Here is a 13,030-nt window from a genome sequence, read left to right on the forward strand (position 1 = left end):
GATTTTTTTTCCATTTGTGGTTTACGTAATATCATATCAAGTTTGGTGTTTAAAAAGTTATAAATATGGTTTTTTTGTATGCTTGTTCACTCATGCTGGAGTTAATACCATATCGGTAGTTCTGATGTTATTATAAAATGATGATTTTTAATGAATTATTTTTATAAATAGATTGATGTTTGGTTATTATTTTTTGTGTGCGTATAAATAATAGTTTCGGCGCATTTAAATACGGAATATATTAATGGTTAAGATAAAAGAACTTTTTAAGATTAAAAGTAAGTGTGATTTGTTTTTAATAAATTGGGCTTTAATGAATAACTGTAATTATAAATGCAGCTATTGTCATCCAGACTTAAATAGTGGCTCAATTAAAGCTCCATCATATGAAGTCGTGGTCAATTTTGTAGAAAATATTAGTTCAGATGCCAAAAAGCTTGGTTTAACGCCTTATTTTGAGTTTGGAGGAGGGGAAGTAACTCTTTTACGTTATTTTAGCAAATTAATACAATTGATACATGAAAATGGTGGATTAGTTTGTATTGTTTCAAATGGTTCAAAGTCTTTGTCATGGTGGCGAGAGAATGCTGAATATTTGAATGGTGTGAGTTTGAGTTACCATGTAAATGATATTAAAGATGAAAATCATTTTACTGAGGTAGCAAAAACCTTAGAGAGTTCTAAAAATACTCGATTGCATGTCAATGTGATGATGGATCCTCAAAAGTTTAATGATTGTTATTTGTACGCTCAGCGTTTAAAAGAACAAGTTAAATGTTCAATTGCACTGCAACCTCTATTTGAAGGTTTTGGCCATGGTGGTATTACCCAAAAATACAATTATACCGATAAGCAAGAGTCATTAATGAAAAGCTTCAGAGGGTGGCCAGACGAAAAGAACCTTCCTGAACCTAGATCTTTTTTGGATATAGAATATATAGATGGTTTAAAGGGGACTGTTTCTACTTTTGATTTGCTTATTAATGATCAAGTAAATTTTATTGGTTGGGATTGTTATGCTGGCGTTGAAAGTATAGTAATTACTTTTGCAGGTGAAATATATCGCGCATGGTGTATGCAAGATGGATCAATTGGATCTATATATGATACAGAGATCATTTTACCAGTAAAACCAACTCGTTGTCGTACAAAAATTTGTCAGTGTGGTGCAGATCTTTCTTCAACTAAAATTAATAAACGATTAATTGAACAATTAGATAATTCAATTGCTGTGACGCAAATTCTTTAAGAGATAATAGATATGGTTGCACGAGGTAAACATCTTTATCGACCTGAATATTTTGAAGCGCAAAAAGTAACCAGTCAGGGAAGAATTCTACTTAATGCTTCTTTTAATCAAAATATTTATCTTTGTCTTTCAATGTTAGTGCTGATTGCTATTGTAACCTTCATCACGCTTGCTGAATATACAAGAAGAGAAACGTTAGTTGGTCTAGTTAGCCCCCTTGAAGGAATGGTTAAGGTTCAAGCTAATGATTCGGGCTATATTGAACAAATTTTTGTAAAAGAAGGTGATAAGGTTGAAAATCTTACACCTCTTTACGAAATAAAAACCGAGCGCTTTGATGATTCAGGAATTGCTGTAAAGCAAAGAATTCTAGTTTCGATTGAAAATCAATATCAATTACTTGTTGAAAGAAGACAGCAAGAATCGGTGAAAGCGAATTTAGATCGTCAAGCTTTGGTTGAAGATATTACACGATTAGATATTGAAAGTGGTATTTTAAAAAATCTCCTTAAGTTATCCAACCATGAATTGAAACTGACTCACTTATTAGCAAATAAACAGAAAACACTTCTAAAAAACCACTTCTTATCAGATTACGATTATCAAAAGATACAGCTTGATTTGCTTTCTAAGCAGTCGAAAACTGAGAGTCATAATTTAAATTTACAAAAGTTATTACGAGAAAAGCAAAATCGTATTACAAGTCTTAAAAATAAAGATATCAGCTTAGATATTACGCTGAAGGATCTCGATAGACAGCTAGAAGCGATGATGCAAACAAAAGTGGAATTTTTGTCTAAGGGGGATAGCCAAGTGCGATCTCCAATTAAGGGAATTATTGCGTCAATTCTTGCAAATACGGGGCATTCAGTTACCAATGGCCAGCCATTGCTAGTTATTGTCCCTGAAAGTGATAAAACGTTTGTCGAATTATATGCACCAAGTCGTAGTATTGGTTTTATGAAAGTTGGCCAAAAAGTGAGATTGAGATTTGATGCTTTTCCCTATGAAAAATTTGGTGCTCAGGTGGGAACAATAACGAGTATTTCAACGTCAGCGGTAGCACCTGAAATGATTGTGAATCGTCGCTTGATTAATAATGCTGAAGTTGAGGGTTTATACCAAGCAAGAATTGAACTTTCAAAACCTACGATCACTGTTTATGGACGAGAAGAACGTTTGATTTCAGGAATGACTGTTGTGGCAGATGTTGAGCTCGATACTCGAAAGATCTATGAGTGGATTTTAGAGCCATTTTACACCATTAAAGGGAAGGTTTAGCGAGTGAATATCAGTAGTCAATTAGATTGGGTATGGGGTAAGAAGCTGGCGTTAGTACGCCAAACTGAAACTGCTGAGTGTGGTGTTGCCTGTCTTGCGATGATTGCTGATTGGCATGGATATAAAATTAGCTTAAGACACTTACGAGGAAGATTTGATGTTACTCAACATGGTATGTCTTTCGCGCGACTTATTGAATGTAGTGAATTGCTGAAGCTTTCTGCGAGGGCTGTTCGACTTGATTTAGATGAATTGCATCAGTTGAGTACACCTTGTATTTTGCATTGGAATTTAAATCACTTCGTGGTTCTGAAATCCGTTAAAGGAAATAAAGTTGTTATTCACGATCCGGCAAATGGAATAGTTCATCTTTCATTGTCTGAGGTAAATAAGTCTTTTACAGGTGTCGCTCTAGAATTATCTCCTATGCATGATTTTAAAGAGGAGGATGAAAAACAAAAGACTAAGCTTTCAGATCTTATTGGTAAGACCGTTGGTTTAAAAGCTTCTTTAATTAAAATTTTTATATTTGCACTTGTATTGGAAGTTTTAGCGCTCTTATTACCTATGCTGAACCAAATTGTAATTGATGAAGTACTCGTGGGTTATGATAAGAATTTGCTGGTACTAATTATATTCTCAATTCTTCTTATTACAGCTACACAAACACTAATTGGTCTTGCAAAAGAATGGGCAACAATAACTTTATCTGTCAATTTCAATATGCAATGGACAGCGAACGTTTTTCATCATTTGTTTCGCTTACCTATAGAGTGGTTTGAAAAGCGTGATATTGGTAGTATCAGTGCAAAATTTGCTGCAATTAATGTTATTCAAAATACACTTACTACAAGCGCTATCCAAGCACTACTTGATCTAGTGTTAGCTGTTGGTACATTAGTTGTTATGTTATTTTATAGTACAACTCTTTCTATAATCGCAATTATTGCAGCATTAATTTATGTATTGCTACGTTTTACTTGGTTTGGTGCTTTTAAACGAGCAGAAGAAAATACCTGGGAAGCGAACACTAAAGAAGAAAGTTATTTTTTAGAAACAGTCAGGGGAGTATTGAGCCTTCGCGTGAACGGAACACTTCCTTGGCGTGAATCAGCGTGGCGGAATATTAATATTAATAGACGTAATGCCCAACTTTATGAGATGAAGCTTGGGATGATTTATAACACGATAAATATTACCATTATTAGTTTAGTTTCTGCCGCGGTACTTTGGTTTGGGGCAAATTTAGTTTTAAGTGGGCAATTTACTATTGGGATGCTTGTTGCATTTTTATCTTATCAAGGACGTTTTTCTGGCAGCATTAGTTCGCTAATTGACAAGTATTTCGAATATAAAATGTTGTCTGTTTATAACGAAAGATTGGCGGATATCGTACTTACTCAAAAAGAAAAAAATAATGAATATGGTTTTGCACCTATTCAATTAAAAATGGCGACTGATAATAGTAAGTTGATCGATTTTTCAAGTGTCTCTTTTTCTTATGGTACGAATGAACCTCTTCTTCTTAATAAGGCATCATTTCAACTTAAACAAAACGAAATCGTTGCTCTCGTGGGTCCATCTGGATGTGGAAAATCAACAATATCTAAGCTTCTGCTTGGAGTTTATCAACCAACGGCAGGCCATATTACATTTTTTGGAAATTCTAATGTTTCTATGAAAGATGTAAGACAACGTATTGGTGCTGTTCTTCAGGAGGATCAATTGTTTAGCGGTTCTATCATTGAAAATATCACTTTTTTTGGATCTGAGCTAGATGAGGATTGGTTAGTGCAGTGTACTCAAAAAGCGGGTGTGCATGATGATATAGAGCGCTTAAATATGGGGTATCACACGCTCATTGGTGAGATGGGGGCGAGTTTATCTGGCGGACAAAAGCAACGAATTTTAATTGCGCGAGCTTTATATAAAAAGCCTGAGTTGTTGATATTAGATGAGGCTACGAGCAGTTTAGATGTACATACGGAGTCACTTGTTTGTCAAACATTTAGAGATATAGATCTTCCTATTCTTATGATTGCTCATCGCCCTGAAACGATCGCATCTGCGGATAGAGTATTACTTCTGCAAAATGGCTTGATAACTGAAGTAGCAAATTCATTTAAATAAAGGTGGGATCATGTATCAATCTCAAAGAATACTTTGCCCGGTAGCAGACACAACATTAAGCGATGTTCAAATAACAGAACGATACGGTTGCTATTTTGGAATTGAACCTTGGGTAAGCTTCTCAGGTTGTCCCTCCATTACAATGACTCGAATTTCAGATAGCACGTCTATTACTGAATCATTCGTAAATTCTAGATCTATAAAAATAGGTGAGGGTTGTTATATAGAATCGAGTATGCTTCCTGCTTTTCCTTCAGGGTCAACGAAATTGACATGTGTAGCAATTAAAGATGGTGACTTTGGACAAATTACAATAGGTAAAAACAGTACTCTTCAAGGGACTTCGATTTGTTCGTATAAGTTAGTCGATATTGGTGATAGAGTGATCTTTGGACCTAATGTGGTGATTATGGATTGCAGTGGTCATGCTATTGAAAAACGGGGTACCTCCGTTGAGTTAGAACGTTTGAAAATAGAACCTGTTCATATTGGTGATGATGTTTGGATCGGCTATGGAGTCATTATTTTACCAGGTGTATCGATAGGTTCTAAATCGGTGATTGGTGCAGGCAGCGTCGTGACGAAAGATATTCCTAAAGGAGTATTAGCAGCCGGTAACCCTTGTGTTGTTAAGCGGTTAATATAGAAGTCACGAGGATTTATAATTAGTTTTGGCACGTTTGTATAATTTAACGCTAAGGAATATAAATTAAACAAGTAATTTTTATTTTAGTTAACATCTATTACCTTTATTTATTAGGAGGGATTATAAATACTAAAAATGATTTTCTACTCTTATCTATGCTATTTATCGTCCCAGTTGGAATCTGGAATATAATAGATTTTTTTGAAGTGAAATTTTTAGCGTTTTTAAGGAAATGATTGAATGTTATGCGTAGAAACTTTGTCATCTAAATTTATTTCTATAGTAAGAGAAAATTGAAAATACAATAAAAATCACATCAGAATTATCTTATTTCTAAGATAATTATTAATGAGTATCAACCATCATTTATTCAAATAAACGCCAAGCAATCCTCGTTCTATCTTAATCTAAAAAAGAAACATTATCGTTTGTAATAACCATTATAAGCTAAGCGTTAATATTATCTTAATATGGTTGTTAATTATCGTTAATTGTTTTTTTAATCATCAGTGTTAGTTTTGTTTATATAAGAGTTAATATTGTTTCCATTATCTATACGATTTAATCAAGTGTCAGCAATATAATTCATAAGCTATTTCTTATCATAATGAATATTGTTTAATAACTTTTGAGTTAGATGAGTAAATAAAAATGTTAAATGCATTAAGGGTGACTCATGTATGTAAAGCAAATCGTAAGAGATTCAGCTCGTCTTAATTCTATCAGCATTGGTCCAAAACCGACAAAACTACCTGTATATAAAGATTATTTACCACCTTGTAATCAAAGTTGCCCTACGGGAAATGATATTCAAGGTTTTCTAGCATTAGTGAGAGAATTTGAGTTTAAAAAGGCGTGGCAAAAATTAGTTATTAATCAACCTATGCCCGCTATTCATGGTCGTGTTTGCTACCATCCTTGCGAGTTGAGCTGTAATCGTATTCACAGTGATTCACCTGTCTCCATTCAACAAGTTGAGCGTATGCTTGGCGATCTTGCTTTAGATCAACACTGGTCTTATCCAATTATTGCTGAACAAACCAAGAATAAAGTACTCATTATCGGTGCTGGGCCGGCGGGTCTTGCCGCTGCTTATCATTTACGCTTAGCGGGACATCAAGTCGAAATACGTGACGCGAATCCTCAAGCTGGAGGAATGATGAATTACGGTATTCCAGCTTATCGATTACCGCGCGATATTTTACGGCAAGAGATTCAAATGATTGCAGATATGGGGGTGAAAATAACCCTCAACCATAAAGTGAATAATATCTTAGAGGAAAAACAGCAGGGCCAGTTTGATGCTGTATTTATTGCTATTGGTGCACAAATCGGCCGATCTCTTGCGATGCAAATAGAAGATTTTGGACCGATTTTAGAAGCAACAGAATACCTTAACCTCGTAGGTAACAATCAAGCACCACAACTTGGGCCTCGAGTTGCTGTTCTCGGTGGCGGTAATACGGCCATGGATACTGCGCGTGTTGCTAAGCGTTTGGGCGCGGAAGAAGTGATGGTCATTTTCTTTTCTGATCGTGATCATATGACTGCTCATGAATTTGAGGCTGAAGAAGCAGAAGCTGAAGGTATTCAAATTCATTGGTTACGGAATTTAAAGTCAATTAATGGCGACGAGCTTGCCGTTGAGGTAATGGAGGTTGATGCAAATGGCGATGCTCAACCGACAGGAGAGGTTGAGACGCTGCATGCTGATGCGATGGTGTTTGCTATCGGTCAAGATATTGAAGGCCAACTATTCAGTGATGTTGATAATATCGAAGTCAATCATGATGGTACCGTTTATGTTAATGAACATATGATGACCACTTATGAAGGCATTTTTGCTGGCGGCGATATGATTTCATCTTCGCGATCAGTAACAATATCGACAGGTCATGGTAAAAAAGCAGCGCGAAATATTGATGCTTGGCTACGTGGTGGCGTGTATTTAAGTGAAGAAAAGCATCAAGTTGTCACTCATGACATGCTTCAGCTTTGGTATGAAATTGATTCAGAGCGTAATCCTATAAAAGAAACGGGTGTCGCAGAGCGTGTTAAAGATTTTAGCGAAGTGGTTCATGGACTAACACAAGATCAAGCAGTGTATGAAGCTACACGTTGTTACAGTTGTGGTAATTGTTTTGAATGTGATGGCTGTTATGGCGCATGTCCAGAAGACGGGGCAATTTTAAAACTTGGTAAAGGTAATCGGTATAAGTTTGATTATGACAAATGTACGGGATGCCAAGCCTGTGTCAATCAATGTCCTTGTCATGCTATTGAGATGACTTCCGCTGCAGATATTTATTGCCAATCTAAAAAACAATAAGGGAAATACTATGACACATCAATATAAAACAATGGATGGCTGTAGTGCTGTTTCTCATATTGCTTATCGGACCAACGAAGTTGCAGCGATATATCCGATCACCCCATCATCACCGATGGCAGAGTTAGCGGATCAATTCGCAACCGAAAAACAAGTTAACATATGGGGTGATATTCCCAATATTATCGAAATGCAATCGGAAGGTGGAGCAGCTGGCGCAACTCATGGCTCGCTACAAACAGGGGCGTTAACGACAACGTTTACCGCATCGCAGGGATTATTGTTAATGATCCCAAATATGTACAAGATTGCAGGCGAATTAACGGCAACGGTTTTTCATGTAGCAGCCCGTTCATTAGCAACAGGTGCACTATCAATATTTGGTGATCATCAAGATGTCATGGCCTGTAACCAAACAGGTTTTGCGATGTTAGCATCAAGCTCGGTACAACAAGCGCATGATAATGCCTTAATTGCGCAAGTTGCCACACTAGAATCACGAGTGCCATTTCTGCATTTTTTTGATGGATTTCGAACATCACATGAAGTGAATAAAATTGATGTGATGGCCGATGATATTATTCGCCAGATGATAAATGACGATGATGTGATTGCGCATCGTCAACGAGGATTATCCCCTGAACGTGCATTTATTCGTGGTACGGCACAAAACCCAGATATTTACTTTCAGGGACGTGAAGCGGTGAATCCATATTACAAAGCGATTCCCCAAATTGTTAAACAAGCAATGGATAAATTTGCCTTATTAACGGGGCGTAAATATAAACCGTTTAATTATTATGGCGATCCTGCAGCAACTTCTGTGATGATTATAATGGGCTCAGGAGCGCAGACGGTTCGTGTAACTATTGACGATCTTAATGCTAAAGGCGCGCATATTGGTGTGATAGAAGTACATCTATATCGTCCGTTTGCTATAGATTTTTTTACGGATGTTTTACCTAAAACCTGCCAGCATCTCATTGTGATGGATCGTTGTAAAACCCCAGGTGCAGTAGCTGAACCACTTTATACTGATGTGATGAGTGCGTTAGTAGAACAATGCTCTACTGGTCAACGAGCGCAATTACCTAAAATGACCGGTGGTCGTTATGGGTTGTCGTCAAAGCAATTTACGCCAGCAATGGTAAAAGCAGCTTTTGATAATGCTGTTAGTGACAGTCCAATAAGCCAATTTACAGTCGGTATTAATGATGATGTTAGTTTAACTAGCTTAGCCATTGATTCTCAATATACCTTAGAACCCGCTAATACAGTTCGAGCGATTATTTATGGTTGGGGATCGGATGGTACTGTTGGAGCCAGTAAAAGTACCATTAAAATTATCGGTGGACTTGATGGAAAGTTTGTTCAAGGCTATTACGACTACGATTCTAAAAAAGCAGGCTCAAGAACCGTTTCACATTTACGTTTTGGCGATCAACCTATTGAAGCACCATGGATGATAGAAAGTGCTTCATTTATTGGAATTAACCAATTTAACTTTTTAACAAAGTTTGATTGTTTACAACATGCAGAGCAAGGTGCAAAAGTATTATTAAACTCACCTTATGATGCGGAGCATGTCTGGCAGCATTTGCCTCAGATTGTGCAGCAACAACTGATCACTAAGCAATTAAGTTTGTATGTGTTGAATGCGATGCAAGTTGCAGCAGAAACCAATATGGGACGCCGTATTAACACTATCATGCAAACAGGTTTCTTTATGCTGACAGATATTTTGCCGCAGCAAGATGCTATCACGCAAATTAAACATTCAATTGAAGTTGCTTATGCTCGTAAAGGGCAAGCTGTGATTGAGATGAATTGGAACGCAGTTGATCAGGCTGTTTCTGCTATGGAGCAGGTTATGATCCCTGAAACTGCGACATCATTGATTAGTATGAAAGAAACGATTACTCAAGCCGAGTCATCATTTTTACAGAACGTTACTAAAGAAGTGATGGCAATGAGAGGGGATTTAATTCCTGTTTCGCAAGTGCCTTGTGATGGTACTTTCCCTTCAGGTACTACTCGGTTTGATAAACACCGTCAGGCCGTGAGTGTGCCAGTCTGGAACCCTGAATTATGTATTCAATGTGGTAATTGCTCTTTCATTTGTCCACATGCCACTATTCGCTCAAAAATATATACTAAAGATGCACTTGCAGAAGCTCCTGAAGGCTTTAAATATACAGATGTTATAGCTCGAGGCTTTCCTGACACCGCTTATACTATTCAAGTGTATGCAGAAGACTGCATGGGATGTACGCTTTGTGTGGATGCTTGTCCAGCACATAGCGCCACAGATTCAAGTCGTAAGGCCTTGCAAATGGTGCCAGCAGCAGAACAATGGCACCAACAAGCGCCAAATGTTGAGTTCTTTGAATCGTTACCGCAATTGCCTATTAATCAAGTAGATTACTCAACCGTGAAAGGAGTGCAGTTTTTACCGCCACTTTTCCAATTCCCTGCGTCCTGTGCAGGTTGCGGTGAAACCGCTGTTTTAAAAGTTATTAGCCAATTATTTGGTGAGCGATTGATGATTGCTAATGCGACAGGGTGTTCATCAATATACGGGGGCAATATGCCAACCACACCGTGGACATCAGGTGAAAATGGTTATGGTCCAGCATGGTCAAATTCGTTGTTTGAAGATAATGCTGAATTTGGATTAGGTTATCGAATCTCGGTTGATCATCAACAACAAGTTGCTCGCCGATTATTAATGGAATTAGCCGATATTATTGGCCCCAAATTCACTCAAGAAGTATTGAATGCTAAACAAACAACAGAACAAGAGTGCAGAGATCAACGACAGCGCATTGATAAAGTACGCCAATATGTCAAAGGGAATCCTAAAGCAGCAGCGCTTAATTCCGTTATCGACGCAATGGTTAAGCGTTCTATCTGGATTGTTGGAGGAGATGGTTGGGCTTATGACATTGGCAGTGGTGGCCTTGATCACGCTTTAGGTACCTCAAGAAATATTAATATTTTGGTGATGGATACAGAGGTTTATTCAAATACAGGCGGTCAAGCATCAAAAGCAACACCTTATGCGGCTACTGCAAAATTTGCAGCAGGGGGGAAACAAACGTTTCGTAAAGAATTAGGCTTACAAGCGATTTCTTATGGAAATGTGTATGTCGCACAGATTTGTTTGAATGCTAACCCGCAGCAAGCATTACAGGCATTACGTGAAGCAGAAGCTTATGATGGACCATCTCTGATTTTATCTTACAGTCCATGTATTGCTCATGGTTTTGATATGACAAAAGCACGTAAACAAGCAAAAAATGCAGTTTATTCCGGTCACTGGCCTTTGTATCGTTATAATCCGAGCCTAAAAGATCATGGAGTGAATCCATTCACACTTGATTCTCTTCGTCCGACAATAACGAAAGCTGAATTTATGAAGGCTGAAAATCGCTTTAGCCATTTATATAAAATAAATCCAGAGCATGCTGAGGCTATGTTTACTCAAGCTCAGACTATTGCTTTGAAAAAATGGTCAGTATTTGAAGAGATGGCTCAAAATAATGCTGAGTCGTTTATACCAGAATTAAATACAATTCAATTGTAATGGCGGGTGGGGCTGAAGTATTTGGTGTTATTTTTAAGTCGATATTCAGCCCTGAGAGTTGTTGCTAGTTTTCGAGTCTGGTTATGGTGTACACCGCAGCGTTAGTTCAACGCTGCGGTTCCACTCTGTTTAAATATCGCTTTAATCAGAGCGACCACGGCCGAGAATAGGGAATTGCTCAATGACTTCAGTTCCTCTTATGGCATATAAGGTGTCGAAGTTGTTTAGTGTTGTATCGCAATGACTTGGAAGTAAAATGAGTTGTTGGCCTATTTGTAGTGGTTCATGGCCATCGATGAGGTTAATAATACCATGTTCATCACCTCCTGTTTTGTAACTCAGCGTGCTATCACCTTCGACTTTAGGCATACCAAGATCAATCGAAAGACATTTCATGCCTGCATCAATAACCGCTCGCTGTGGACTAGGGTGACTAATAACCGTACTTAATACTTTTAGAGCGACATCAAATTGGTTATTTTGGTCTTGATTATTTTCATCGCCAATAGCTTGATAAGTGGTATCCATAAACAAATAAGAGCCTGCTTGAATTTCACTAAATCCTAGTCCTTGATAAGCTGCATATGTGCCTGTTCCTCCGCCACTAATAATGTCAGGGGCTAATCCTTTGGGTTTTAATACGGTATTAATGTAATTAAAAAGATCTTCAACGACTGTTCTTGCTTGAGTATTTCGCTCTTGATAACCTTTTATATGTTGCAAGTGGCCACTGTATGCTTGTAATCCAACATAGCTAACGCCATCAGAATAATTAATTGCCTCTATTAATGAAACTAAGTCATTACCGATTTCAACTCCGCATCGTTGCTGACCGCTTTCTACTTCAATCATCAATTCAATACAAATTCCAGCCTCTGTCGCCGCTTGAGCGATATCTATGACGTGTTGCTGGTGATCTATTACTTGAATAAAACGATAGTCAGGATATTGCTGATAAAGTTTGACTAAACGTTGAATCTTATTTTTTCCAGCGATAGGTGTGGTTATTAGAATGTCGTTAATACCTCCGGCAGCCATAACTTCTGCTTCACCGAGTTTTGCCGTACATATTCCTTGAGCCCCTGCATCAATCTGCATTTGTGCTATAGCGGGGTTTTTATGGGCTTTAGTGTGCGGTCTTAATTTTAATTCTAGAGCATCAATACGTTGTTGCATTTCACGTAGGTTATTTTTCATTTTGTCGAAATCAACAATCAAAGCCGGCGTAGGTAGTTGAGTAATATCCATTGTTATCCTTGCTATTTTTTTATTTTCAAGGGGAGATAAAGATAAGGCTAACAGATCAAACTCACGGCTTGCAAAAATTAATGTGAGCAAGTTATAAATTTTATATCATTCTTATAAAGGTTGGGATAACTGAAGCTGCTTTGATGATAGATGATTTGTTTTTTTAGTGCTATTAACGTTAATAGTTACTTTAAAGTAAATATTAAAAAGTTAAATAAAGAGTGACTCTGTTATGATTTTTATTCTTAATAATATAGCTTGTGATTCAATAAAAACAGCCTATTCTATAATGGAATCTATATCCTTTTTAGGTATTTGTACGAGTATTTTATCAATATTAATATATTAGTTCATTCACTGATGAAATCCATTACATTGTTTAAATTCGTAATAGGTAACATTTTGTTAGACATTGGTGTCTATTTTTAAGTGCTAAATTATAAAAAACATAATATTTTTATTTCATGATTTATGTTTTTGTTTATACTGTGAAAATTGATTGTTGATTAATTTATATGAATATAAAAATTTTAAAATCAAGATATGCTTTAAACTTAACTC

Annotated in this window: 7 protein-coding genes; 6 read left to right on the plus strand and 1 reads right to left on the minus strand. The window is 36.9% G+C overall.

Features of this window, described 5'->3' with window-relative positions; translation table 11 throughout:
- Positions 1–244: 244 nt before the first annotated feature.
- The 6 genes from C0W29_RS19535 (at position 245) to nifJ (ending at position 11,221) form a co-directional block, all read left to right on the plus strand.
- Entirely contained in the window at positions 245–1,249 is a 1,005-nt protein-coding gene (locus C0W29_RS19535) for a radical SAM protein (RefSeq protein ID WP_045044622.1), read from the plus strand.
- Positions 1,250–1,261: 12 nt separating this feature from the next.
- Positions 1,262–2,530, plus strand: a complete 1,269-nt coding sequence (locus C0W29_RS19540; protein ID WP_045044623.1) for an HlyD family secretion protein — start codon at positions 1,262–1,264, stop codon at positions 2,528–2,530.
- A gap of 3 nt (positions 2,531–2,533) precedes the next feature.
- Positions 2,534–4,660 (plus strand): peptidase domain-containing ABC transporter, encoded by a 2,127-nt coding sequence (locus tag C0W29_RS19545; RefSeq protein ID WP_107174048.1) that lies wholly within the window; start codon positions 2,534–2,536, stop codon positions 4,658–4,660.
- Between the two features lie 235 nt (positions 4,661–4,895).
- Positions 4,896–5,306 carry a DapH/DapD/GlmU-related protein gene (locus tag C0W29_RS21960; protein WP_239993686.1) on the plus strand — a complete coding sequence of 137 codons (411 nt, stop codon included), beginning with the start codon at positions 4,896–4,898 and terminating at the stop codon, positions 5,304–5,306.
- A gap of 676 nt (positions 5,307–5,982) precedes the next feature.
- The gene (locus C0W29_RS19555) at positions 5,983–7,635 is read left to right on the plus strand and encodes an NAD(P)-binding protein (protein WP_045044625.1); all 1,653 of its coding nucleotides are present in this window, start codon (positions 5,983–5,985) and stop codon (positions 7,633–7,635) included.
- A 10-nt stretch (positions 7,636–7,645) separates the two neighbouring features.
- Positions 7,646–11,221 carry a pyruvate:ferredoxin (flavodoxin) oxidoreductase gene (gene nifJ / locus C0W29_RS19560; RefSeq protein WP_045044626.1) on the plus strand — a complete coding sequence of 1,192 codons (3,576 nt, stop codon included), beginning with the start codon at positions 7,646–7,648 and terminating at the stop codon, positions 11,219–11,221.
- A gap of 141 nt (positions 11,222–11,362) precedes the next feature.
- Here the strand turns inward: nifJ and C0W29_RS19565 are convergent, their stop codons facing one another.
- The gene (locus C0W29_RS19565; RefSeq protein WP_045044627.1) at positions 11,363–12,469 is read right to left on the minus strand and encodes a DSD1 family PLP-dependent enzyme; all 1,107 of its coding nucleotides are present in this window, start codon (positions 12,467–12,469) and stop codon (positions 11,363–11,365) included.
- Between the last annotated feature and the right edge of the window lie 561 nt (positions 12,470–13,030).

This window comes from Photobacterium kishitanii (assembly GCF_003026355.1).
In the GTDB taxonomy this organism is placed as follows: Bacteria; Pseudomonadota; Gammaproteobacteria; order Enterobacterales; family Vibrionaceae; genus Photobacterium; species Photobacterium kishitanii.